17 protein-coding genes are annotated in these 23,950 nt (G+C 73.2%); 7 read left to right on the forward strand and 10 right to left on the reverse strand.

Features of this window, described 5'->3' with window-relative positions:
* Nucleotides 1-252 precede the first annotated feature (252 nt).
* From WMF46_RS36565 to WMF46_RS36580, 4 genes are all read left to right on the forward strand, one after another.
* The gene (locus WMF46_RS36565) at nt 253-921 is read left to right on the forward strand and encodes a carbonic anhydrase (protein ID WP_437981443.1); all 669 of its coding nucleotides are present in this window, start codon (nt 253-255) and stop codon (nt 919-921) included.
* Nucleotides 922-1,028: 107 nt separating this feature from the next.
* Nucleotides 1,029-2,588, forward strand: coding sequence for a SulP family inorganic anion transporter (locus WMF46_RS36570; RefSeq protein ID WP_437981444.1), 1,560 nt, complete (start codon nt 1,029-1,031; stop codon nt 2,586-2,588).
* Nucleotides 2,589-2,973: 385 nt separating this feature from the next.
* Nucleotides 2,974-4,527, forward strand: coding sequence for an FAD-binding oxidoreductase (locus WMF46_RS36575; protein ID WP_437981445.1), 1,554 nt, complete (start codon nt 2,974-2,976; stop codon nt 4,525-4,527).
* Between the two features lie 293 nt (nt 4,528-4,820).
* Nucleotides 4,821-5,411, forward strand: coding sequence for a PDZ domain-containing protein (locus WMF46_RS36580; protein ID WP_437981446.1), 591 nt, complete (start codon nt 4,821-4,823; stop codon nt 5,409-5,411).
* Between the two features lie 42 nt (nt 5,412-5,453).
* Here WMF46_RS36580 and WMF46_RS36585 read toward each other — a convergent pair whose 3' ends face one another.
* The 6 genes from WMF46_RS36585 to WMF46_RS36610 all read right to left on the reverse strand — a co-directional run bounded on the left by WMF46_RS36585 (nt 5,454) and on the right by WMF46_RS36610 (nt 14,507).
* The gene (locus WMF46_RS36585; protein ID WP_437981447.1) at nt 5,454-6,872 is read right to left on the reverse strand and encodes a pyridoxal phosphate-dependent decarboxylase family protein; all 1,419 of its coding nucleotides are present in this window, start codon (nt 6,870-6,872) and stop codon (nt 5,454-5,456) included.
* On the reverse strand, nt 6,869-7,801 hold the full coding sequence (locus WMF46_RS36590; protein ID WP_437981448.1) for an alpha/beta hydrolase: 933 nt from the start codon (nt 7,799-7,801) through the stop codon (nt 6,869-6,871). The genes WMF46_RS36585 and WMF46_RS36590 overlap by 4 nt, the downstream gene beginning before the upstream one ends.
* A 128-nt stretch (nt 7,802-7,929) precedes the next feature.
* Entirely contained in the window at nt 7,930-8,883 is a 954-nt protein-coding gene (locus WMF46_RS36595) for a hypothetical protein (RefSeq protein WP_437981449.1), read from the reverse strand.
* Nucleotides 8,880-9,896 (reverse strand): hypothetical protein, encoded by a 1,017-nt coding sequence (locus tag WMF46_RS36600; protein WP_437981450.1) that lies wholly within the window; start codon nt 9,894-9,896, stop codon nt 8,880-8,882. Before WMF46_RS36600 ends, WMF46_RS36595 begins: the two co-directional genes overlap by 4 nt.
* 7 nt (nt 9,897-9,903) lie before the next feature.
* The gene (locus WMF46_RS36605) at nt 9,904-11,649 is read right to left on the reverse strand and encodes a protein kinase domain-containing protein (protein WP_437981451.1); all 1,746 of its coding nucleotides are present in this window, start codon (nt 11,647-11,649) and stop codon (nt 9,904-9,906) included.
* 359 nt (nt 11,650-12,008) lie between these two features.
* The gene (locus WMF46_RS36610) at nt 12,009-14,507 is read right to left on the reverse strand and encodes a beta-glucosidase (protein WP_437981452.1); all 2,499 of its coding nucleotides are present in this window, start codon (nt 14,505-14,507) and stop codon (nt 12,009-12,011) included.
* Nucleotides 14,508-14,804: 297 nt separating this feature from the next.
* On the opposite strand from WMF46_RS36610, the gene WMF46_RS36615 reads away from it, so the two are divergent.
* Complete coding sequence (locus WMF46_RS36615) at nt 14,805-15,413, forward strand: hypothetical protein (RefSeq protein ID WP_437981453.1); 609 nt, start codon at nt 14,805-14,807, stop codon at nt 15,411-15,413.
* On the opposite strand, the gene WMF46_RS36620 is transcribed toward WMF46_RS36615, so the two are convergent.
* Complete coding sequence (locus WMF46_RS36620) at nt 15,402-16,016, reverse strand: RNA ligase family protein (protein ID WP_437981454.1); 615 nt, start codon at nt 16,014-16,016, stop codon at nt 15,402-15,404. The two genes, WMF46_RS36615 and WMF46_RS36620, sit on opposite strands and share 12 nt — an antisense overlap.
* Before the next feature lie 182 nt (nt 16,017-16,198).
* On the opposite strand from WMF46_RS36620, the gene WMF46_RS36625 reads away from it, so the two are divergent.
* Entirely contained in the window at nt 16,199-17,329 is a 1,131-nt protein-coding gene (locus WMF46_RS36625) for an AAA family ATPase (protein WP_437981455.1), read from the forward strand.
* A gap of 181 nt (nt 17,330-17,510) precedes the next feature.
* Here the strand turns inward: WMF46_RS36625 and WMF46_RS36630 are convergent, their stop codons facing one another.
* The 3 genes from WMF46_RS36630 to WMF46_RS36640 are packed head-to-tail and all read right to left on the reverse strand — an operon-like array spanning nt 17,511 to nt 22,369.
* Nucleotides 17,511-20,552 carry an ATP-binding protein gene (locus WMF46_RS36630; RefSeq protein ID WP_437981456.1) on the reverse strand — a complete coding sequence of 1,014 codons (3,042 nt, stop codon included), beginning with the start codon at nt 20,550-20,552 and terminating at the stop codon, nt 17,511-17,513.
* A 12-nt stretch (nt 20,553-20,564) separates the two neighbouring features.
* Nucleotides 20,565-21,320, reverse strand: coding sequence for an enoyl-CoA hydratase/isomerase family protein (locus WMF46_RS36635; RefSeq protein WP_437981457.1), 756 nt, complete (start codon nt 21,318-21,320; stop codon nt 20,565-20,567).
* The gene (locus tag WMF46_RS36640) at nt 21,317-22,369 is read right to left on the reverse strand and encodes a RimK family alpha-L-glutamate ligase (RefSeq protein ID WP_437981458.1); all 1,053 of its coding nucleotides are present in this window, start codon (nt 22,367-22,369) and stop codon (nt 21,317-21,319) included. The genes WMF46_RS36635 and WMF46_RS36640 overlap by 4 nt, the downstream gene beginning before the upstream one ends.
* A gap of 271 nt (nt 22,370-22,640) precedes the next feature.
* Between WMF46_RS36640 and WMF46_RS36645 the strand changes: the two genes are divergently transcribed.
* Entirely contained in the window at nt 22,641-23,810 is a 1,170-nt protein-coding gene (locus tag WMF46_RS36645) for an acyl-CoA dehydrogenase family protein (protein ID WP_437981459.1), read from the forward strand.
* The last annotated feature ends 140 nt before the right edge of the window (nt 23,811-23,950 follow it).

Below are 23,950 nucleotides of genomic sequence, written 5' to 3' on the forward strand. Positions count from 1 at the left end.
GTCGCCTCGCGACCGGCGCTGCGCGCCGGCGCGGCGCGGCCGCGCGGCGTTCTCGTCGCCGATCTCCGGCCTGTCCGCGTCCCGTCCCCCGTCCCCCACCCTCCCCTCCGTCGTCCTCCACCACGCTTCCTGAACTGACAGGCTAGCTCCGTGGCTGAGGCCGCTCGCGGTCCGGCTCGGAGTCGCTGGAATCGGAGGTGTTCATGACGATCGCCGCGCCCGATGGGCGCGGTCAACGAGAGGGTTTATTCCATGCAGAAGCTCGCGGACGGGTTGCACAAGTTCCATGCCGAGGTGTGCGGTACACATCAAGACCTCTTTCGCAGCCTGGCGAGGGGTCAGCGGCCCGAGGCGCTGTTCATCACGTGCTCGGACAGCCGCATCAACCCGAACCTCATCACGCAGACCCAGCCGGGCGACATCTTCATCGTGCGCAACGTCGGCAACATCGTGCCGCCGTACGGCGCCAGCAACGGCAGCGAGTCCGCCGCGATCGAGTTCGCGGTCGCGCACCTCGGGATCAAGCACATCATCGTCTGCGGCCACACGCACTGCGGCGCGATGCGCGGGCTGCTCGATTCCGCGGGCCTCGACGAGCTGCCGGCGGTCAAAGGGTGGCTCCAGCACGCGGAGCTGACGCGCCGCCTGGTGCAGGAGAACTACCCGCACATCGAGGGGGAGGATCGGCTGACGATCACGGTGGAGGAGAACGTGCTCGCCCAGATCGAGAACCTCCGGACGCACCCGACGATCCGCGCGCGGCTCGCGCGCGGCGATCTCTCTCTCTACGCCTGGGTCTTCAAGATCGAGACCGGACAGGTCTTTCAATTCGAGGCTTCGACCGGCCAGTTCGGGCCGATCGGTGACGCTGCGCCCCCCTCGGCGCTGCCGGAGTCGACGGTCTACCGGCGGGCGATCTGAGCGCCTGTTCGTCGCCGCTCCACGTCTTAACTCGAATCGAGAGGGCCAGTCCGATGCAGCTTCCGAATCCTATCCATGCAGGCGCGGGGGTGAATCCCGCCGGCGCCGTGGCGCTTAGTTCCGAGAGCCCGGGTGCGAGCCGGGAATCGCCGCCCGCGGAGAGCGCGCCGCCGCTCGACCCGCGCCTCACCGCGAACCTCAAGTACGACATCCCCGCCGGCCTCGTCGTCTTCCTCGTCGCCCTGCCGCTCTGCCTGGGCATCGCGCTCGCGTCGGGGGCCCCGCTCCTCTCCGGCATCGTGGCCGGCATCGTGGGCGGGCTCGTCATCCCGCTCGTGAGCCGCGCTCAGCTCAGCGTGAGCGGCCCGGCGGCGGGGCTCGCCGCCATCGTGCTCGCGGGCATCACCAGCCTGCAGAGCTTCCAGGCCTTCGCGATGGCCGTGGTGATCGGCGGCGTCCTTCAGCTCGGGCTCGGCGTGCTGAGGGCCGGCGCGATCAGCCATTTCTTCCCCTCCTCGGTCATCAAGGGGATGCTCGCGGCCATCGGCGTCCTGCTCATCCTGAAGCAGCTCCCCCACGCCGTCGGCTTCGACAAGGACAACTTCGCCTCCGAGTCGTTCAAGGCCGAGGGCGGCAACACCTTCACGGTGATCGGCCAGGCGGCGCAGGCCATCGAGTGGGGCGCGTTCCTCCTCAGCGCCGTCTGCCTCGCCATCCTGGTCGGGTGGGAGAAATCGCGCCTCGCGAAGATCTCCTGGCTCCCCGCGCCCCTCATCGCCGTGCTCGTCGCGACGCTCGGCAACGAGCTGTTCAAGACGGCGATCCCGTCGCTCGCCCTCGAGCAGAAGCACCTCGTGACGCTGCCCACGGGCGACCTGGTCAGCGCGCTCCAGCTCCCCGACTGGTCGGCGATCCTGCGGCCCGAGGTGTGGGTGCTGGGCGTGACGCTCGCGATCGTGGCCAGCCTCGAGACGCTGCTCAACCTGGAGGCCGTGGATCGGATCGATCCGTGGCACCGCAAGTCGCCGCCGAACCGGGAGCTCGTCGCGCAGGGCCTCGCCAACATGCTCTCCGGGTTCGCCGGCGGTCTCCCGGTCACGTCGGTCATCGTCCGCAGCAGCGCCAACACGAACGCCGGCGCGCGGACGCGGGTCTCCGCCTTCGCGCACGGCGCGCTCCTGCTGCTCGCGGTGGTCTTCGCCGCGGGGCTGCTCTCGCGCATCCCGCTCGCGTGCCTCGCGACGATCCTGCTCGCGACCGGCTACAAGCTGGCCAAGCCCAAGATCTTCGCCGAGATGCGCCAGCTCGGCTGGAACCACTTCATCCCGTTCGTGGTGACGATCGTGGCCATCGTGCTGACCGATCTCCTGAAGGGCATCGCCATCGGCCTCGCGGTCGGAGTCCTCTTCGTGCTGAGGACCCATATGTCCCGCGTCTTCGACGTGATCCACGAGGGGGCTCGCGTGACCATCCGGTTCAACAAGGCGGCGTACTTCTTCACCCAGGGCAACCTCGTCGCGCTGCTCGATCGGCTGCCGAGCGACACCCACGTGGTCGTGGACGCCCAGGGGGTTTCGTACATCGACCACGACGTCGCGGAGCTGATCCGGCGCTTCCAGCAGTCGGCGCATCGACGCAACATCCACGTCGAGCTCCGCGGCTTCTAGAGACACTCAGACACCTGCCCGCCCCCACCCCGCGCGACGAGCCCCCTCCCCGGGGGCCTCCTAAGCGTTAACCAAGCTTCACGCCGCGCTCTCCTACATCCGAACGTTTACGTGGACGTTTACGTGAACGTAGTCGTGGACGTTTACGTGGTCGTGGTCGTGGTCGTGGTCGTCAACGATACGCCGTGAACGACCACGACCACGACCACGTAAACGACCACGTAAACGTTCACGTTGGTGATCGATGGTGATCGATGGTGGGGTGAAGGGGGGGCTTCGTGCCCTGAGCGTGACCGAACGAGCTCGGTTAACGCCTGGGCCCCGGCCGCACGCGAAAACAGCGGCCAATTTGGCCCGCTGAGCCGACTCGAGCGAGGCTGGTGGGATGCGCGCTGCTCTCGATCGGGCCAGGACGACGGGCGAGATTCTTACGCCACGGCTCGACGAGATCCGACGGAGACCGCTCTACTCGCTCCAGGGCTACAGCGGGCTGCACCGATCGTGCGGAGACGTGTACTTCCCAGCGTCGGTCGAGGAGCTGAGGGTGCTGTTCCGCATGGCGAGGCGGACAGGGCGCAGGATCACGTTCCGCGCCGGAGGGCAGTCGTTCGACGGCCAGGCGCTGAACGACGACATCGTGATCTCGATGCACCACTTCCGATCCATCGAGATCGACACGCATGGAGCGCGGATGACCGTGGGCGCCGGCGCGACCTGGGGAGCCATCGCCCGCGCGCTCGCCGCCCGCGGCTTCGTGCCCTACACGGTCGTCTCGACGAGCCACGCCACCGCGGGAGGCACGGTCTCGGGGGACTGCCTCTCGCGCTTCTCGGGCATCGCCAGCAAAGAGGGACACTACGTCGAGCGGCTCTCCCTCCTCTCCCTCGACGGACAGCTGCTCTCCCTCAGCCGCGATGAGGCGACGAGCGCGCTGTTCCACGCGGTGATCGGCGGGCTCGGCTACCTCGGCGCGGTGATCGATGTCACCTACCGCATCGCGCGCGTCGCCCCGGAAGGGACGCCGATCCGGGTCGTCACCCAGGCGACGCGCTGCGCCTCGCTCGAGGAGCTCGCGACGGCGCTCCTCCCGCGCGCGGAGCAGCTCCTGCAGTCCGAAGGAGGCACCGCGGACGAGGACGGGTGGATCCCGGAGGCGCTCTTCTCTATCGCCTTCCACACCCTGGAGGGGAGCAGGGGCATGGTCCTCCGGTCGCGGTACGTCCCGGGGACCTCGCACGAGCTCCGCCCGCTGCTGATCCATCGCCCCCGGCACGCGCTCCGCGTCCCGATCGAGTGGCTGATGCGCGCCTCCGTGGTGAGCCGGGGCCTCTGGACGCTCATCGACCGCTTCCTCTTCGATGTCTCACGCCCGTACGTCGATGAGCTGATGGGCTACCTGTTCTTCATGGACGGCAACGTCCGCGCGAAGCGCATCGCGCAGACCTTCGGGATGCCCATGCTCACGGTGCAGCAAGCGTTCATGATCCCCTACGACCCGGGCGCCCAGGAGGACAGCCTGCGCCGGCTCGTGGACTTCCTGGGCAAGGTGGATGAGATCGCTGCCCGAGACGGCATACCGCCGCTCCTCCTCGACGTGCTCCACATCCAGGGCGACCAGTTCCTCCTCTCGGCGAACCACGGGACCGATGGGTTCGCGGTGACGCTCGCGTTCGAGGCCTCGGAGGAAGAGAGCGCCCACCGGATCGGCCTCCGCCTCAGCGAGCTCAGCGCGCGCGCGCTCGAGCTCGGCGGCCGCGTCTACCTGGTGAAGAACGTCCACGCGACAGCGGAGCACCTCCAGGCGATGTACGCGCACGCGCTCCCGGAGTTCGTCCGCCTGAAGCGGCTCGTCGATCCCGACGGGCTCCTGCGCAACGAGTTCCTCGAGCGGGTGTTCCCCGCGCACTTCGGCGCGGCGCCACGGCCCGCCAGCCCGTGAGCACAGCGCGTCGGGGGACGGACACCCTCCCTGCTTTCCGGTGAGTCCAAGGCGCGAGGACGCCGCTCGGGCTCGCGAGAGACGGAGCTGCGAGGGCGCAGCGAGAGAGAGAGAAGAACGCTCTCCGCGCCCGCCTCGCCCCGGTCTTCGCGGCGCGCCGGACAACGGCCCGGACAGCGGCGGGGAATCGATGGTTGGGATCTTGCAGCTCTCGACGTGAGCGACATGAGCTGACGTGAGCGATGTGAGCACGCGTGCGGACGCGTGGTGAACGCGCGGAGGACGCCGAGGCCATGCATGGCAGTCAACAGCGGGATCAGCCCCTCCGTGCGCGCAGCGCGTACGGGTGGGCTCGACGCCTCTCAGGGGTGCTCACGCCGCTCGTCCCGCTGGCGGTCAGCGCGTGCCGCGGCGACTGCCCGCGCGTCGAGGCCTCGCAGCAGCGCGTCGAGGCCTCGCAGCAGCGCCCCGAGGACACGCAGCAACGCGCCGGCGCGCCGGCGAGCCCGGCGGCGACCGCAAGGCCAGAGAAACGCGACAACCGGTCGAGCCGCGCGCCGACAGCCACCTCCGTCCCGGCGCCCTGGCTGCTCACCATCCAGCCGACCACGGGGGAAGGCGCGAGGATCGCGAGCATGGATATCCGCAGCTTCACGTCCCCGCTCCTGGAGCCGGGCGACGTCATCCTCGCGGTCGACGGGCAGCCGGTCCACTCGCTGGCAGGGCTCGAGGGCTACCTGCGCGCCCGCGTGCCCGGCGACATGGTGGTGCTCACCGTGCTCCGCAACGAGACCACGATCAACTATGCGATGCTCCAGGTGCCGGCCGGCGACGCTCCGGCGCCCCCGTCGGCCGCGGCGACCAGGCCGAGAGGCGGCGGCTGACCACCTCGCGTCCGCCCGCGGACCCGGCCCGGCGCGTGTTCGTCAGGGCGGCGGCGCGCGCTCGACGACGAGCGCCTCGATGCGCGCCGCGAGCGCCTCGATGTCCCCGTCCGTCGTCTGCGGGTTCATGATGACGAGGCGCAGCCACGACTCGCCGCGCAGCGTGGTTCGCGTGATGTAGAAGCTCCCCTCCTCCACGATCTGCCGCCGGACGCGATCCTGCGTCGCCGAGTCGCGGCCGATCCGGAAGCAGAGGATATTGGCCTGCGGGGCGCCGAAGCACTCGAACGCCGGCCGGCGCGCGAGGAGGCCGTGGAAGCGCCGGGCGGCGTCGAAGAGGCGCTCGACGTGCGCGGACAGGCCGGCCTCGCCGACGAGGGCGAGGTTGAAGAACAGCTTGAGCGACAGCTGCGCCTTCGTGCACTCGAACGTGAGCTTGGACAGATCGACGCCCTGCCGCTCGTCGTCGCCGTGCAGGTACGGCGCGTACTGCTCGTAGGTGCCGGCGAGCGCGGCGGGATCCCTGACGAGGACCGCGCAGGCCAGCGTCGATGTGCCGAGCATCTTGTGCATGTCGCAGACCAGCGAGTCGGCGAGCTCGACGCCGTCGAGGAGGTCCCGGTAGCGCTCGGTGAAGCGCGCCGCCGCGCCGTGGGCGCCGTCGACGTGGAGCCAGAGCCCCTCCCGCCGGCAGAAGGCGCCGATCTCCCGAAGCGGGTCGAAGGCCCCGTTCGGCGTCGCGCCCGCGTTGGCCACCACGGCGAGCACCCGCTTGCCCGCCCGCTTCACCTCCTCGTACGCCCGCGAGAGCGCCCGCGGGACGATCCGCAGCGCGTCGTCCACGGCGACCTTCACGACGGCATCGACGCCGAGGCCCATGATGGCGGCGGCGCGCGCGACCGAATAATGCGCCGCCTCCGAGGCGAGCAGGACGAGGCCGGGCGGGACGCCCGCCTTGAAGCTCCCCGGGGCGACGCGCTCCCTGCACGCGAGCAGCGCGCTCAGGTTGCCCAGGCTCCCGCCGTGGGTGATGACGCCGTCGCCCTCGGCGCCCCAGCCGATCTTGCCCCGCATCCAGCGGAGGAGCCCGCGCTCGATCGCGGTCCCGGCCGGCCCCATTTCATAGACGGCCATGCCGTTGTTCAGGACGCCGTGCACGAGGTCGGCGAGCGACGACGACAGCATCGGCACGGCCACCTGGTGACCGAAGTAACGGGGGTGGTGCAGCCGGTTGCTGTTGTCGAGGACGGTGGCGACGAGGGCGGCGAGATCCGCGCCGCCGTGCGCGACCGTGCGATCGAAGTCGAGCGCGGCGAGGATCTCTTCGATCGATCGCTGCACGAGCACCGGCCCTTCCCGGCGCTGCGCCCTGCGCACGTGATCCGCGAGCAGCGCGCCCAGGCGGGCCGCCTCGCGCTCGAGGAAATCGGGGGAGAGCGCGATCGTCAGCGCGTCCTTCATCGCGTCCGCGCTCCTCGCCCTCTGCCGGGCGCCTTGTCGCCGCCTCGCCTGCCGCTCAGGAACGCGAACGCCTCGTCGACCTGCTCGTCGGTCATCGCGTGCCCGGCGCGCGGCTTGCCGAGCGACCTCGATGGCCACTTCAGCGTGCGGAGCATCTTCGCGAGCGCCACCTGGTCCTTGTGCGCCGGGTCCTTCCCGCCCCAGCCGACGAACACCGGCGCGCGCAGCTTCGTCTGCGCGCCCGCCCGCTGCAGGTAGCGCGCGCCCGAGCCGCCAGCGAACGCCGCGTAGCCGTCGACCGGCAGCCGCCCGCGCATCGCGAGCGACGTCGCGTAGTACGCGCCGTTCGAGAAGCCGAACACGAGCACCCGCTCGAAGCGCGCGCCCGCGCGCCGCTCGAGCTCCGCGCGCGCCGCGTCCCACTCGGCGAGCAAGGCGTCCTCATGGGCCGTCTGCGCGGCGGAGGCGGTGGGCCAGCACCACCAGTCTTCCATCGAATTTGGACCGATCCCGCGCCGGCCGCGCGGCATCATCACGGCGGCCCCGTGCCGGGCGCCGGCCCGCGCCGCGCCCCGCTGCTGCGCCCACTGCCACCCGGAATCGGGCTGGACGACGCCGTGCAGGAAGATCACGAGCACCCGCGGGCCAGGCGCCGGCCTGGACGGCAGGAAGGCGCACACCTCACCGGGCAGCGACGCGAGCTCGGGCGCACACCAGCGGGCCGCCGCCGGGTCCTGCGGGGATGCGGCCGCGCTCGCCGCGGACGCGGCCGCAGGGGGCGCGCTCGCCGTGGGTGCTGCTGCGGAAGGAGCGCTCGCCGCGGGCGCGGCCCCAGGGCGCGGCGCGCTGGTCCCGTCGCCGTTGGCCGAGGCGGATGCGCCCGCGGCCACGAGCGCGGCCAGGGACAGCACCGTCACGAGCGAGCGCATGGGCGCGCAGTACCATGTCCGCGCTTCCGCCGGGAATACCCCTCGCCGCCTCTCTTTTGCGTCTTTGCCCCGCGTCTTGGCGTCGAGCGCTCGCCGCCCGCCGTGGGTTCAGCGCGGGCCGCGCGGCGTCAGAGCCGCACCTCGATGCCCGCGCCGGACGCGCTCAGCCATGGCGTCACGGAGCCCGCCTTGGTCGTGCTCGGCGCGGGATCCTTCAGCAGCAGGTAGAGCCCGACGCCCACAGTCGCGACGCCGGCGACGCCGAGGACGTCGCCGGCGATCCCCTTGGCCCGCGCGGCGCCCGCGTCCGCGCCCGTGCTCGAGCGCGCATCACCTGCCTGTTTCAGGCCCGAGAGCCCGAGGATGGCTCCGCCGGCGAAGAGCGCGCCGCCCGCGCCCAGGACGACGAGCGGGAGCGTCCGGCTCGATGATGCATCGGCAGCGCCGGCCACGGGAGGCAGAGCGCCCCCGGCAGCCGAGGCTTGCCTCGTCTCGGCCGTGGCTCGCGTCAGGGTGATCGGGACCTCGACCGAGCTGCCCGCGCCGACGCTGAACCGGGCGACCGCGGCGCGGAACCCCGGAGCGCTCGCTGCGATCTCGTGAGCGCCCGGGTCCAGCTCGATGACCTGACCAGGGGCCGCGCTCAGCGGACGCGCGTCCATGGTCAGCGTCAGCCCGCCGATCTCGGCGGGCCTGACGGCGATCGTCGCTCGGCCGATGCGCCCTTCGAGCGCCGCGACCGCCTCGCGCGCCGGCACGACGTAGGGAGAGGTTGTCGGCGTCGGCGGCTCGGCCAGGAATGCGCGAAAGCTGGCGAGCGCTTCGACGAGGTGCCCGGTCTCCTTCTGCGCGACGCCGAGGCTGTAGCGCGTGAGGGGAGCCGCCTTGATCTGGAGCGATCGGGCGTACAGCGCGCGCGCCTCCTCCCAGCGCCCCTGCTTCGCCAGCTTGGCCCCCTGGACGAACAGCACGCGCGCGGACTCCACATCGCCCGCGCCCTGCGCCGTCGCGGGGAGCGGGACCGCGGCCATGAGCAAGGCCGCAGCGAGCGCGACGCCGAGGCGTGCGGGGCGCGCGCTCATGAGCACTCTCCTCGCCGGCACTTCGTACGGGCGGAGCATCGGTTGCCACAGGCGCCGCAATGAGCGTCGTTGTTCCACAGGTTGGTCTCGCAATGATGCGCCGCGTCCCCGTCGCAATCGGCGTAATGGCCATTGCAGGTCGTCTCGGTGCCTGCGCCGCTGCTCGCTGCAGCGCCTCCCGCGCCGCTCCAGCTGCTCGCGCCCTCGCCTCCCGCGCCGCTCCCACCAGCGCCGCCTCCGCCTCCGTCGCCTCCCGCGCCGCTCCCGCCGGCGCCGCTTCCGCTGCCGTCACCTCCCGCGCCGCTCCCACCGGCGCCGCTTCCGCTGCCGTCGCCTCCCGCGCCGCTCCCACCGGCGCCGCTTCCGCTGCCGTCGCCTCCGCCGACGCTCGCGCCAGGACCGCTACCGCCGCTAGCGCCAGCGCCGCTCCCATCGCTCGCACCAGCGCCGCTTCCGCTGCCCTCGCCTGCACTGCTGCTCGCGCCAGGGCCGCTCCCGCTGCTCGGGCCAGGGCCACTCCCGCTGCTCGGGCCAGGGCCACTCCCGCTGCTCGCTCCAGCGCCGCTTCCGCTGCTCGGGCCAGGGCCGCTCCCGCTGCTCGGGTCAGGGCCACTCCCGCTGCTTGGGCCAGCGCCGCTCCCGCTGCTCGCTCCAGCGCCGCTCCCGCTGCTCGCTCCAGCGCCGCTCCCGCTGCTCGCTCCAGCGCCGCTCCCGCTGCTCGCGCTCCCGCTGCCTCCGCTGCTTGTCGCGCTCTCGTCGCCACCGCTGCCCACGGTGGTCCTGCTCGTGCTCGCGCCGCTGCTCCCGATGAGGTCGCCCCCGCCGCGCCCGTCGCCGACCTGGTCCTCGAGCCCTCCAGCGCCCTCTGTTTCGTCGGCCTTGTCGGACAGCTCCTCGCTGATCAGAGCGGAGCAGCCTCCCGGCCCGAGCGCCGCTGCAGCGAGCGTGACCAGGAGGAGCATCAGATCGCCAGATGCACGAAGGGAGCGGTGCTTCACCCCGGGAGTGCGCATGACCACCTCAGAAGTCGGGCGCCGCCGGCAGCGGCATGGACGTGGAGACAGGCCGCGGACGCGGCGACGCAGCTCGCTGAGCGCGCGGCTCGACCACCGGAGCGCGCGGCTCGGCCACCGGAGCGCGCGGCGCCGTCCGTTGGCCAGCCGGCTCGGCCACCGGAGCGCGCGGCTCCGCAGGCGCCGGCAAGAGCTCATCCCATGGATCGCTCGGCTCCTCCCACGGATCGCTCGGCTCGTCCCGCTCGGCAGGCGCGCTGTCCGCCGGCGCACCCCTCACGGCCGTCTCGGAAGCAGCCGCGCGCCGCGCGCCGGCGTCGGGGGGCGCGGCGCCGATGGAGGGCGCAGCGGACGCCGTACCCCGCAGCGCTTCCGACGCGCCCAGGGCGACGGCAGGAGCAGCCGCCAGGACCGCCGGCCGAGCGGTGCCCGCGCTCGCGCTCCCACCCCGCGCGCCCAGCCCCAGGACGACCACCAGAGGCGCGGCGAAGGCGAGGACCCCGGCCACGAGCGCCTTCTGGAGCCACGGCGAGGCCGTGAGCCCGAGCCGAGCTCCGCGCCATGCCTCGGCCATCTTGATGGTGCCGCCCCGGCGCGCGACGGGCGTGGCCGCCGGCGTCGGCAGCGCGCCCGGCGCCTCCCGCGCGCCGGCGGAGAGCTGCGCCGCCACCTCGGCCCCGGAGGGCGCGCCCGCAGGCGCGGCGATCGGAGCCGCCTTCTCCGCTGTTAGCAGCGGCTCGGCCCCTCGCGCGAGCCACTGGTGTGCGAGCGACGTGCCCGCCACATCCGCCGTCACCCCGCGCTCGACCGCCCAGGCAGCAAGCGCGCGGCCGAGCGCGCGCATGCTGGGCCATCGATCGGCCGGCGACTTGGCCAGCCCGCGCTGGAGGATCGCCCACAGCGCCTCGTCGCCGGCGCCGAGCTCTGTCGTCGGCACGGGCTCCTTGCTGAAGATCGCCACGATCACCGCGCTCAGCGTCTCCCCGCTGAACGGCCGCCGCCCGGTGATCATCTCGTACATCACCACGCTGAACGCCCAGACGTCGGTCTGCTCCCCGACGTCCAGCTGGCCGTCGGCCTGCTCCGGCGACATGTACTCCGGGCTGCCGACGATCATCCCTCGCTGCGTGATCGCAGGGCTCGCCGCGTTGGCGAGCTTGGCGATGCCGAAGTCGACGACCTTGGGGACGTGGCCGCCCGCGCCGTCGGGCACGATGAGGATGTTGGCAGGCTTGATGTCGCGATGGACGATGCGCTGCGCGTGGGCCGTCGCGAGCGCACACGCGACCGGCAAGAGCATCTGGACCGCCTGCTCCGCCGGCACCCGGCCCCTCGCCTCCAGCCAGCTCGAGAGCGGCGTGCCCTCGAGCAGCTCCATCACGAGGAACGGCTCGCCCGCGTCGGTCTCGCCGAAATCGAACACGCGCACGATCGCCGGATGGCCGAGCTTCGCCGTCGCGCGCGCCTCCCGGAGCAACCGCTCGGCGGCGTGGCCGTCGAGCTGCTCCTCGTGGAGCACCTTGATCGCCACGTCGACGTCGAGCCAAAGGCTGCGCGCACGCCACACCGTGCCCATGCCCCCCGCGCCCAGCCGGCCCACGATCTGGTACTTGCCCGCGAGGACCTCGCCCACGGCGCGCTCCCTCTGCGGCGATCCACGGACGCTCGACGAGACGCCACCCGTGCTCTCATCGCCTCTCCCGGCGAGCGCGAGCCATCCGCTCTGGCCGGGGACATGGTGCTCGTCCATCATGGGTCGCCCTCCTGGAAAGCAAGCAGCGAACCAGGAGCCGTCTCCTCACCTCCGCCGGCGCCTGCGCGACCCCCCAGCCCGCGTCCCGCCGCGCGCGCAGCGTCCGGCGAGCTCGACGCTCGCCCGCGCGCCCTCGGGGCGAGACGACAAGACGAGCACGGATCCCCCTTTCCGGCCGGGAATCGGCCGCGCGCATCGGCCACGCTGGGGCAATTTGCACCAAGGCATTGCGCGGAGGAGCGAGGCGCCCGCCATGATGCTCGGCAAAGCCTCGCTCCCGGCCTCATCGATTCGATCCGGGGATCGTCGGATCGATCCCAGTGAGCGCGCGCAGCGCCCGGGGCCGCGCAGCTGCGCTCTCACTCGTGCAGATGCACCGCGGTCTGTCTCGTCAGGACGGCGGCCGAGTGTCCCGCATGCAGCGTGTACACGCCGGGCTCCACCTGCCATCGGCCTGCCGCCCAGTGCGCGAACGCCCGCGGCTCGACGGTGACGGCGACGTCGACCGTCTGATCGGGCTCAGCCTCGACGGACGCGAAGCCGGCCAGCCAGAGCGCGGGGCGCTCGACCTCGGAGTCCGGCCGCGACAGGTAGAGCTGGACCACGTGGCGCCCGCGGCGCGTCCCGACGTTGCGCACGCGCACCCGCGCCTCGACCGCCGCGCCGGCGGCGACGCTCGGCGCTTCCACGTCGAGGATCTCCCACCGCGTGTAGCCCAGGCCGTGCCCGAACGGGTAGGCCGGGGTGACGCCGGCACGCGCCCAGGCCCGGTACCCGATGTGCACCCCCTCGGCATAGACCAGCTTGCCGTTCTCGGGCTTCGTCGAGAGCACGGGCACGTCCTCCGCGCGCGCGGGCCAGGTCGTGGGCAGGCGGCCGCCGGGCTCCACGGCGCCGAGCAGCACGTCGGCGACGGCGGCGCCGAACTCCTGGCCCGGGAACCACGTGAGGAGCACCGCGGCCACCTCGTCGCGCCACGGCGTCGTCACCGGCCCGCCGGAGTTCACAAGCACGATCGTCCGGGGGCTCACGGCCGCGACGGCGCGGATCAGCTCGTCCTGGCGGCCGGGGAGCCCGAGCGTGCTCCGGTCGAAGCCCTCGCTCTCGATCGCCTCGGTGGTGCCGACGACCACGATCGCGACGTCGGCGGAGCGCGCGAGCTCCACGGCGCGCGCCAGCTCCTCCTGGTCGGACAGCGCCGGAACCTCGGCGCCCAGGGAGAACGCCACCGCGAGCGTGCCCACGGGGACGGTGTGCGTCAGGGCGAGATCGATCTCCTGGCCGGCGGCCAGGGATAGCTCGGCCGCCCGCTGCGGCGGGGCGAGCAGGGCCGCGGCCATGTCGTCCTTGTCCGGCAAGACCGCCTCGTCGAAGAGGACGTGCCCGCCGGCGGTGAGGCGGTAGACGCCCACGCCGGCCACGCCGATCCGGTGGAGCCCGGCCTCGGCGGCGCGGAACCGCGCCGTCACCTCGATCGTCGCGGCCTCGTTCGCGCGCTGATCCCCGATGAACGTGAGGCGCCCGACGTCGCGGTGCTCCTCGTGCAGGACGCCGCCCTTCGCGTCGAGGAGCCGCACGTGGACGCCGTGCTGGCCGCTCACGGGGTCGACGACCTGGTCCCCGGCCACCGGCACGAGCCCTTCGTGGATGCGGGTGCCGACGGCGTGGAGCACCTCGGCGCGCCGGCCGAGCGCGGCGCGCAGCCCGTCCAGCGGCGAGACCGCGTAGTGCGGGTGGACGCTCGCGCTGCCGCCGCCCTGGATCCGCCCCGCCGCGGCGCTCGGGCCGATCACGGCGATGCGCCGCAGGCTGGCCGCGTCGAGCGGGAGCGCGTCGCCCTGGTTGCGCACGAGCACCATGCCGGCCGCGGCGGCCTCGCGGGCGAGCGTCCCGGCCTCGGCGCTGGAGAGCGGGGCCGGGGCGGGCGCGGCCGGCGCGACGCCGTCGAGGGCGCCGACCCGGGCGGCGAGGCGCAGCAGGCGGCGGACCTTGTCGTCGATGGCCTTCTCGGGCACCGCGCCGCGGCGGACGGCGGCGACGAGCGCCTCGCCCCACGGCCCTCCCGGGCCCGGCATGGCGAGGTCCAGCGCCGCGCGCGCCGCGGCCTCGGTGGAGCGGGTCGCTGTCCAGTCGGAGATCACGACGCCGTCGAAGCCCCACTCGTCCTCGAGCGGCGACGCGAGCAGCGGGCTCTCGGTCAGGGTCACCCCGTTGACGGCGTTGTACGAGGCCATCACGAGCCACGCGCCCGCGCCGGTGATCATCCGCTCGAAGGGCGCGAGGTAGAGCTCGCGCAGCGTGCGCTCATCGACCCGGACGTCGACAGTGAACCGCTCGGTCTCCGAGTCGTTGGCGACGTAGTGCTTGGGCGTGGCGCCGACGCCGTGGGCCTGCAGTCCTCGGACGTAGGCGGCGCCGATCCGGCCGGTCAGCAGGGGATCTTCCGAGAAGCACTCGAAGTGCCTGCCGCCGAGCGGGCTGCGGTGCAGGTTGACGGTCGGCCCCAGGACGACGTCGACGCCCTTGCGCCGCGCCTCCGACGCCAGCGCGGCGCCGACGCGCTCCAGCAAGGCCTCGTCCCATGTGGCCGCGAGGGCGGTGGAGGAAGGGAGGCACACCGAGGGGTCGCGCTCGTCCCAGCGCTCGCCGCGCACGCCGACCGGGCCATCCGAGACGACCATGCGGCGCAGGCCGATCGCAGGCTCGGGGTGCGTGCTCCAGAAGTCGGCGCCCGTGAGCAGGCGGACCTTCTGCTCGAGCGACAGCGCGGCGAGGGCGTCCGCCACCCGCCGTTCGACGGCCTCGGACAGGTGATCGGTCTTCTGGGGACGAGCGGAGCGCGAGTCAGCGACGGCCATGAACCCTCCTGGAAGCGCGGAGGCGCCGCCGGCGAGGCGGCGGCGCGCACGGGACTACCGCGGTCGAGGAAACACCAGGTTCGCAGGAGAGTCACGGTCGCCGAGAGCTCGCGCTCGCCACGAGCCGTGGAAGCTGCCGAGAGGAGCGCCGCGCGCGCCTCGGCGGCGCTCCGGCCGGCGCCCGCTCGCGAGCGGGCGGGCGGGCGTCGCGGTGGTGCGGTGGTAGAGGACGCGCCGCCCGTTGCGCGGGGGTGGGAACGGCGCGATGCTCGCCGTCCCTCGAGCGAGGCCGCTGCCATGAGCCTCTCCACCGTGCTCCGCGTCCTCGGCCGCAAAGACGGCGAGGTCCACAGCGTGTTCCGCGCCGGTTCGCGCGTGTACGGGACCGCGTCCGCGACGTCGGACGAGGATTTCGTCGCCGTCCTCGCGCGGCGCGACGCGCGGCAGGACCTCGCCTTTGCGCCGGGCGTCAACGTCGTCGTCCACGGCCTCGACACCTTCCGCGACGCCATCGCCGAGCACAGCGTCTTCGCGCTCGAGTGCCTGTTCCTGCCGCCCGAGCACCGGCTCAAGGAAGGGAGGCCGCCCTTCCCGTTCAAGCTCGACAGGAAGAAGCTCGCCGCGTCGGCCGCGAGCCGCTCCGCGTCCGACTTCAAGAAGGCCGGCGCCCGCTTCGACGACGAGCCGGAGGCCTCGAAGAAGAAGCTCTTCCACGCCCTCCGGGTGCCGCTCTTCGCCGTGCAGATCGCCGAGTCCGGCGTCCTCCACGATTACGGCGCCGCGAACCCGTACTGGCGCGAGATCGTCGCGGACGAGCGCCTCGACTGGGAGGAGTACCGCAAGGTTTACGGCCCGATCCGCGAGGGCCTCTGCGATCGGCTCGCGGCGCTGGCCTCACGGCGGTGACGCGTCGATCGGCGCCGGCCCCGGGGCGAGGCGCTGAGGCCGGATCTCCTGGTACATCCAGTGCTCGTCCGTCTGCACGTGCCCGCGCCGCACCCACTTGGCGAGCCGCCGCTGGAACGCCGCGTCCGGGAACTCGCCGGCGGCCCGCACAACCACGCCCTCGCGCGGGCCGCCGAACGCGGAGGGCTCGCGCGCGAGCGCGGTCGTCAGCGCCTCGAGCTCGCGCTCGCCCTCGACGGTGCCCCGGAACAGGACAGGCACCGTGGGGAGCCCGAGATCGTTCGCCTGGGCCACGACCATGTCCCACTCCCAGAAGAGGCCCCGCACGTCGTCCCGCACGCCGAAGACCAGCGAATACCCGGGGAGCGCCTCGTACTCGATGGAGTGGATCGCATAGCAATACTCGCAGAAGAGCGACATGCCCTCCGAGAGCAGGTGCGCGATGCTCGCGTGCGTGGCCTTCGCGAGGTCGAAGCTCGGGTGGGACGGAGGGCCCGAGTGCGAGCGGGAGAAGACGCTCGCCCGCGTGTACGTGAGGTTGCTCCCGTCGCACTTCTCGGTGATGACGATCTCGACGCCGAGGAGCCCCGACACGTCTGCCATCCTCTTGTCGTCGGACGTTCCGCCGGGGGACCACGGCAGGTGGAACGAGCGAGGGTATTTGGCGGACATGGCGGTGCCAGGGTAGCACCGGCGTCCTTTCGCGGACATGCTACGGCCCTCACGCGCGCTGCGCGTCGCGCGGCGCGCGGCGTTGACTGCGCGCTCGCCAGGGGTCCTCCGTCATGTCCTCCGCGTCCTCGCTCCTCGACCTGCTCACGCCCGATCCGGGGCGTGTCCCCTGGAACGAGCTCCAGGTCTTCGACTGGGTCCGCGCGCTCGAGGCGTGCCCGCAGGACCCGATCCACCACGCCGAGGGCAACGTCTGGATCCACACCCGGATGGTGCTGGAGACGCTCCTCGGGCTGCCCGAGTGGCAGGCGCTGCCGGCCGAGGAGCAGCGCGTCGTGTACCTCGCGTGCCTCCTCCACGACGTGGCGAAGCCGGCGACCACCCGCGAGGAGGACGGGCGGATCACGGCGAAGGGCCACTCTCGCGCGGGGGAGCTCCTCGCGCGCCGCCTGCTCTGGGAGCTCGGCGCGCCGTTCGCGCTGCGCGAGCAGGTGTGCGCGCTGGTGCGCTATCACCAGATCCCGTTCTATCTCATCGAGCGCGACGACGCGCGGCGCGTCGCCGCCGAGATCAGCCTCCACGCGCGCTGCGACCTGCTCGCGCTCGTGGCCGAGGCCGACATCCGAGGGCGCGTCTGCGCGGACATGGGGCGTGTCGTCGACAGCATCGAGCTCTTCCGCGAGTTCTGTCGCGAGGAGGGGTGTTACACCGCGCCGCGGTCCTTCGCCTCGACGCACACGCGCTTCGTGTACTTCCGCTCCGATCCCGCCGGCGGGCGGCACCCGGACGTCGAGGTCTACGACGACACGCGATCCGAGGTCGTGGTGATGAGCGGGCTCCCGGGCGCCGGGAAGGATACCTATGTTCGCCACCACCTCGCCGACTGGCCGGTCGTCTCCCTGGACGCGCTGCGGAGCGAGCTGGAGATCGATCCGGCGGACACGCAGGGACAGGTGGTCCAGGCCGCGCGCGAGCGGGCGAAGGAATACCTGCGGCGCGGCGAGCGGTTCGTGTGGAACGCGACGAACCTCTCGCGGCAGCGGCGCGGCCCGCTCCTGCAGATGGCGGCCGACTACGGGGCGAGGATCCGCGTCGTCTACGTGGAGGTGCCTGCATCGACGCTGTTCGCGCAGAACCGGGCGCGGGAGGCGGCGGTGCCGGAGGCCGTCATCCGCCGGATGATCGAGCGCTGGGAGATCCCGGCGAAGACCGAGGCCCACGAGGTGGTGCTGGCGGTGCGCTGACGCCTGACGTCCCCTGCCCTCGTGCCGGAGCCCCCGGGCGGAGCGGCACGGAAGAGCAGGCTCGCGCCGCCAGCGATGAGGCGAAGCAGCTCGCCGCCCGGCTCGCGGCGTACGAGAAGCAGTTCGGTCCGCTGCCCGGCGGCGGCTCGAGCTAGCGGCCACCCGGCCGTCGACGCCAGGTTCAGCCCCAGCCGACCCGCTCGCCCCGCCCGAAGCCCGGCGCCAGCATCGCCGCCCACCGCGCCGGGCTCTTGATCCGCTCCCGCGCCATCACAGCGTCCGCCACGAGGAGCCGCTGGAGCCCCTTCTCCCCGCCGAGCAGCTCGCCCGCCTGGCGCCGCGCCGCCGCCGCGTAGAGCGGCATATCCGCCGCGTCGAACCCGGCCGCCGCCGCCTCCAGCTGCGCGATCGCCCCCTCCCTGTCGCCGTGCAGCTCGGCAGCGCCCGCGCGGATCAGCGGCACGAACGGGTCCGACCACGCCGTCTTCTCCCGGGCGAGCGCCGCGGCGTCCCGGAGCGCCGCCTGGATCAGCGGCTCCGGCTCGGGCGCCGCCTCGGCCACGGCGAGCGCCGTGCACGCGCGCTCGACGTGGGCCATCACCCGGCTGTTCTGCATCAGCAGCAGCATCGAGCCCTCGATCCTCGGCCAGGCGTCCGTGAGGCGCTTCATCGCGGCGCCGGCACGGCCCGCGTACCGGTCGACGTAGGTCTCGCCGAGCAGCCCGACGAAATGCTCGAGGTGGAACCCCGACGTCGTCCACCTCGACAGCGCCTCCGCGATCGCGCCGCGCGCGCCCGCCACGTCGTCCGACGCGAGCGCCACCCACGTCGCCTGCACGCTGAAGATCGCCACCGCGTAGAGATCCCCCCGCTGCTCGGCGGCGCGGAGCACCGCCGGCGTCGTCCGCGCGAGCGCGTCGATCTGCCCGCGGTAGTACCGCGCCCACGACGCCATCAGCTGCGTCGTCGCGAGCTCCCAGGACACGCCTGCGCAGCGGTCGCGCAGGAGCTCGTCGGCCACCTCGTACCACGCGGACGCCGCCTTCCAGCGCCCGGCCGTGAACGCCTCGAGCATGCCCGACACCATCATCGACAGGCCGAGCAGGTGCGGGCTGTCGAGCCGCTCCGAGAGCGCCCGCACCGCGGCGACGAGCTCCTCCGCGCGCGCCCGGCCCGGCGCCCCCATCATGCACGCGGACGAGGCCTCGAACGCGAGCGCGCGGCCGACGCGGTACGGCTCACCGGCCCGCAGCGCGAGCAGCAGGGCGCGCGCCGAGAACTCCGCGGAGCGGACCATGTCGACGCCGGACAGCCCCACCGTCACCGTCCAGCAGGCGTCGATGCGCGCGAGGTCCTCCGGCCGCACCTCCGCCTCGGACCGCTCGCGGAACCGGAGGCCCCTGAGGCGCAGCTCCGCCCGGTGCAGGAGCAGCGCCACCAGCGCGCGCCGCGGCGTCTCCGGGAACGACAGGCCGACGGCCCGGAGGACGGCGCGGACGAGCTCGATCCCCTCGTCGATGTGCCCGCTCCGCAGGTAGTGCTCCGCGGCCCGCCGGCGGAGCTCGAGCGAGAGCGCGCCGTCCGCCCCCTCCGCCGCCGCCGCGTAGATCCTCGCCGCCTCGGCGCTCTTGCCCGCGTTGACCAGGGCGTCGGCGCACCGCACGCCGAGCGCGCGCCGCTCGGCCTCGGGGACGTCCGCCTCGCGCGAGCGCAGGCCGAGCGCGAGCTCGTAGAGCCGCGCCGCGCGCTCGAACGCGAGCGCCTCCGCCGCCTCCTCGGCCGCGCGCTCGGCGAGCCGCCCCGCCCGCGCCGCGTCGCCCGCGCCCAGCCAGTGCCGCGAGAGCGCCTCCGCGTCCGCCGTCCCCAGCGCCTCGAGCGCCCGCCCCAGCCTCCGGTGCCGCGCCGCGAGCTGCTCGGGGCCGAGCCGGCCGACCACGGCCGCGCGCACCCTGTCGTGCGACGCCTCGACGAGCTCGCCCTCGCCGGCGCGCCGCGCGGCGATCAGGTCCTCCATGAGCAGCAGCGTCATCGCCGGGGCAAGCTCGTCGTCGCGGAGCTTCGCCGCCCGCGCCACGACCGCCGCGTCGATCGGCTCCCCGGCGACCGCGATCACCTCCAGCAGCCGGAGCGCGTGCTCCGGCAGGCGGCGGAGCCGCGCGTCGAGCGCCCTGCCCCACGCGGCGTCGCCCCGGGCGCCGTCCTCGCCCGAGAGCTCCTGCGCGTCGCGGGCGAGCTCGCCGAGCAGCCGCGGGTTGCCCCGCGAGGCGCGGGCGATGGCGTCCGCCCGCGCGCGGGTCACGTCGTCGCGCGCGAAGAGGAGCGCGAGCGAGAGCTCCTCGGCCTCGAGCGGCGAGAGCGGGCCGACCGCGATCTCGCGCAGCTCGCCGTCCCGGCGCGCCGACTCGATCCGCCCCCGCGCGCCGGCGGTCTCGGCCTCGGCGTCCCGGCGCTCGAGGCCCATCCCGTCGAGCAGCGCGCGGAGCGGCGCGCTCGTGGCGACGTCCTCGTCCCGGAAGCTGCCGAGGAACATCATCGCGGGCGCGTCGGGGGGCCGCGTGAGCTCGAGCAGGAGCGCCACGCTGTCGATGTCGCTCCACTGCAGGTCCTCGATCGCCACGACGAGCGGGCTGCGCTCGGCGATGCGCCAGAGCAGCTGGCGGAGCGCGGCGAAGCTGCGCTGCCGCAGCTCCTGCGCGTCGGGCGACTCGCACGCGCGCGGCGCCGACGCGACGGCCGGCACGCGCGAGAGCACCGGGAACACCCGGGCGAGCGCGCGGACGTCGCGCGGCAGGAGGCGCTCCACATCATCGCGCGAGACCCGCCGGAGGAAGCGGCTCAGCGCCTCCATCACGCCCCCGAACGCCTTGTAGGACTCGGCCGCCGCGAGCGCGCAGCGCCCCCGCAGGATGACCGGCCCCTTGTCGCGGCGGAGCCCCATCAAGAAGTGGTGGATGAGCGCGCTCTTGCCCATGCCCGCGGCGCCGTGAACGAGCACCGCGACGGGCCGCTCCAGCACGAGGGCCTCGGCGGCGCGCTGGAGCGCGCGCAGGTGCGGGCGGCGGCCGATGAAGTGCTCGATCGTCGGCGGCGCCGGCGGGAGCAGCGCGCTCGCAGGCGCGGCCTCGGCGATCGCAGGCGCGAACTCGGCGCTCCCCGGCGCGGGCTCCGCGCCCTCCGGCGGGGGCTCGGCGCCCTCAGGGTACTGCCGCTCCGCGCCCTCCACGCCGCGTCACCGTCACTTCTTGCTCAGGAACGTATCCATCGCACGCCGGTGCTCCGGGCCGTTCCACTGCTCGGCGAACGCCCGTCGCTCGACCTCGGCGGCGGAGGCGCGCAGCGCCTCGCGCACCTTGTGCAGGGACCGCTTCATGGCCGCGACCGACGCGCGCGGGCCCCCGGCGATGCGGCCGACCTGCGCGATCGCCCGGCTCCGCGCCGCGCCGGTGGGGACGACCTCGCTCACGAGGCCGACGCGGAGCGCCTCGGCGGCGTCGATCCTCTCCGCCGTCAGGAGCAGCCGCGCCGCCGCGAGCGGCCCCACCCGCTCGCAGAGCCGCGTCAGCCCGCCCCAGGCCGGGGACAGGCCCATCTTGACGTGCCGGAACGAGAGCGCGGCGTGCTCCTCGACGACGACGAAATCGCAGAGCAGCAAGAGCTCGCAGCCGCCGCCCAGCGCGTCGCCCTGCACGGCGGCGACGATCGGCACCTCGCTCTCCTCGAAGGCCGCGAGGCCCTCGAACAGCCGGAGGACCTCGCCCCCGTCCGCGCCGCCGGCGGCGAGCGCGTGGAGCTCGCGGATGTCGCCGCCCGCCACGAAGACGTCGCTGCTCGTCGCGGTGAGCACGACGCCGCGCACGCGCGGGTCGGCGCTGGCGCGGCGGATCGCCTCGCCGAGGCGGCCCGCGAAGTCGCTGTCGATGGCGTTCCTGCGCTCGGGACGATCGATGGTCAGGACGACCGCATCGCCGGCCGCCTCGACCCGCAGGGTCACGAGAGGACCCTCCGCGCGCCCCTCCCGCCGGTGAGCGCCGCGGCCTTCCGGCGGCTCGCGCCCGCCCCGTTCTCGGCCGCCGCGCGGCTCAGCCGGCGCGGCGCCGGCATGCGCTCGTCGTGGATCACCTCGGCGATCCGCGCCTCGAGCGTGCGGCGGCTGAGGCCGCGCTGCTCCGCCGCGTACCGCTCGGCGTAGCTGATGATCGCGCCCGCGACGTCGACGCCGCTCGCGCGCTCGATCCCCTCCAGGCCGGGCGAGCTGTTGATCTCGAGGATCTTGGGCCCGGAGCGCGCCTCGAGCATGTCGACGCCGGCGACCTCGAGGCCCATCGCCTTCGCGGCGCGGATCGCGACGCTACGGTAGGCGCGCGGCAGCTTCACCCGATCGCCCTTGCCGCCGCGGTGGAGGTTCGAGCGGAACTCCCCCGGCTTGGCGACGCGGCGCATCGAGGCGACCACGCGGCCGCCGACGACGATAACCCGGATGTCGCGCCCCTTCGACTCGCGCACGTACTCCTGGAGCACGATGTCCTGGCCCATGGCCCAGAACGTCTCGAGCAGCGCGTGCACGGCGTGGGGCGTCTCGGCGAGCATGGTGCCGATGCCCTGGGTCCCCTGCTGGAGCTTCACGATCGCGGGGCAGCCGCCGACGAGCGAGAGCGCCGCCTCGACGCCGGCCGGGTTCCGGGCGCACACGGTGATCGGCACGTTGAGCTTGCGGCGCGTGAGCAGCTGGAGCGCGCGCAGCTTGTCGCGGCTCCTCGCGATCGAGACGGCGCCGTTCAGGACGGGGACGCCCATGAGATCGAACTGACGGACGACGGCGAGGCCGTAGTTCGTGATGCTGGCGCCGATGCGCGGGATCACGATGTCGAAGCGGGGCACCGCCGAACCACCGACGAGCAACGACGGGCGGCCGCGCGACACGACGATCTGGAAATCGAGCGGATCGATGACGCTGACGTCGTGACCACGCGCGCGCCCCGCGAGCACGATCCGGCTCGTCGAATAGAGGGACGCGTTGCGGGACAGGACGAGGAGTCGCATGTGGCCCGGAGGCTAGCAGAGCCGGCAGACTGCGTGGATGGATGCGCGTGCCGATTCATTTTTCGCTCTTCGGCGGTTCTTCTGACGCTCGCGCCGCTCGCGCCGCGGCCCGCACGGTCGCGCGCCGCGCCATCGGCCCTCGTTTTCCATGGGGCTCCGCGCGGCCCGTTCGGCGGACCAGGCGCGGCAGAAGCGCGGAGGTGCAGCGCTTGCGCTGGAAAATGTTTCGTGTACGAATCATCTCGGTCGTGCCGGCGAGGAGGGGTTCGCGATGTGGCAGCCGTTCACGGAAGAACATCAGCAGTTCAGGAAGACGGTGCGGGCCTTCGCAGAGAAGGAGCTCGCTCCTCATGTGGAGGAGTGGGAGTCGTCGGAGTGCTTCCCCAGCTGGGTGTTCAAGCGCGCCGGCGAGCTCGGGATCCTGGGCGCGCACTTCCCGGAGGAGCACGGCGGCGCCGGGCTCGACTACTGGTTCTCGGCGGCCAAGGCCGAGGAGCTCGTGCGCTGCACGATGGCGGGGGTCTCGATGGGCCTGCTCGTGCAGAGCGACATGGCGACCCCGGTGATCAGCGACATCGGCACGAAGGAGCAGATCGAGGAGTTCCTCAAGCCGGCGCTCGCGGGCGACAAGATCGCCGCGCTGGGCGTCTCCGAGCCGGCGGCCGGCAGCGACGTGGCCGGGATCCGGACGATCGCGCGCAAGGACGGCGAGGATTACGTGCTGAACGGGCAGAAGACGTTCATCACGAACGGGACGCGCGCCGATTTCGTGACGCTGCTCGCCAAGACGTCGCCGGACAAGGGCGCCCACGGCTGCTCGTTCTTCCTCGTGCCGACGGCGCTCCGCGGCTTCAACGTCGCGAAGAAGCTGAAGAAGATCGGCAACAAGTCCTCGGACACCGCGGAGCTCTTCCTGGAGGACGTGCGGGTGCCGGGGCGCTACCTGCTCGGCGAGCCCGATCAGGGCTTCGCGTACCTGATGCAGAACTTCCAGACCGAGCGGCTGGTCGCTGCGGTGAGCGCGATCGCGAGCTCGTTCATGACGCTCGACGGCACGGTCGAGTACGGGCGCGAGCGGGTGGCGTTCGGCAAGCCGATCATCAAGCGCGAGTCGTGGCAGCACAAGCTCGTGGACCTGTACACGCGCTGCGAGGCGGCGCGCGCGTTCGCCTACAAGTGCGTCGACCACTACAACGACGAGCGCTACGTGCGGAAGGTGCCGATCAGCTTCGAGACGGTGAAGCTCATCTCGATGGCGAAGATCCTGGCCGGCGACGTGGCGAACGACGTCGTGGACACCTGCCTGCAGTTCCACGGAGGCTGGGGCTACATCGAGGACTTCCCGATCGCGCGCGCCTGGCGCGATCAGCGGCTCCTCCGCATCGGCGGCGGGACGACCGAGACGATGAAGTACTACCTGGCAAAGCTGATGAACTTCTGAGCGCCCCTGCGGCCCGGCGGCCGCATCGCCGCCAGGCCGCGCGGAGCTCGCCGCTGGGAGCACCCACCCGGCAACGGGCGCAAACACGCGCAAACGGGAGCAAACACACGCAAACACGCGCAAACAGCCGCGAACCGACG

Origin of the sequence: Sorangium sp. So ce117, from assembly GCF_051524395.1 — a bacterium.
Classification (GTDB): Bacteria; Myxococcota_A; Polyangia; order Polyangiales; family Polyangiaceae; genus Sorangium; species Sorangium cellulosum_B.

Bases quoted from the DNA above. Each gene is read 5' to 3' on its own strand.
- WMF46_RS36585 (WP_437981447.1), bottom strand. From the start codon at position 6,872: ATGAAGGACGCGCTGACGATCGCGCTCTCCCCCGATTTCCTCGAGCGC.
- WMF46_RS36640 (WP_437981458.1), bottom strand. From the start codon at position 22,369: ATGCGACTCCTCGTCCTGTCCCGCAACGCGTCCCTCTATTCGACGAGC.
- WMF46_RS36580 (WP_437981446.1), top strand. From the start codon at position 4,821: ATGCATGGCAGTCAACAGCGGGATCAGCCCCTCCGTGCGCGCAGCGCG.
- WMF46_RS36590 (WP_437981448.1), bottom strand. From the start codon at position 7,801: ATGCGCTCGCTCGTGACGGTGCTGTCCCTGGCCGCGCTCGTGGCCGCG.
- WMF46_RS36575 (WP_437981445.1), top strand. From the start codon at position 2,974: ATGCGCGCTGCTCTCGATCGGGCCAGGACGACGGGCGAGATTCTTACG.
- WMF46_RS36610 (WP_437981452.1), bottom strand. From the start codon at position 14,507: ATGGCCGTCGCTGACTCGCGCTCCGCTCGTCCCCAGAAGACCGATCAC.
- WMF46_RS36605 (WP_437981451.1), bottom strand. From the start codon at position 11,649: ATGATGGACGAGCACCATGTCCCCGGCCAGAGCGGATGGCTCGCGCTC.
- WMF46_RS36600 (WP_437981450.1), bottom strand. From the start codon at position 9,896: ATGCGCACTCCCGGGGTGAAGCACCGCTCCCTTCGTGCATCTGGCGAT.
- WMF46_RS36625 (WP_437981455.1), top strand. From the start codon at position 16,199: ATGTCCTCCGCGTCCTCGCTCCTCGACCTGCTCACGCCCGATCCGGGG.
- WMF46_RS36565 (WP_437981443.1), top strand. From the start codon at position 253: ATGCAGAAGCTCGCGGACGGGTTGCACAAGTTCCATGCCGAGGTGTGC.
- WMF46_RS36645 (WP_437981459.1), top strand. From the start codon at position 22,641: ATGTGGCAGCCGTTCACGGAAGAACATCAGCAGTTCAGGAAGACGGTG.
- WMF46_RS36595 (WP_437981449.1), bottom strand. From the start codon at position 8,883: ATGAGCGCGCGCCCCGCACGCCTCGGCGTCGCGCTCGCTGCGGCCTTG.
- WMF46_RS36620 (WP_437981454.1), bottom strand. From the start codon at position 16,016: ATGGCAGACGTGTCGGGGCTCCTCGGCGTCGAGATCGTCATCACCGAG.
- WMF46_RS36615 (WP_437981453.1), top strand. From the start codon at position 14,805: ATGAGCCTCTCCACCGTGCTCCGCGTCCTCGGCCGCAAAGACGGCGAG.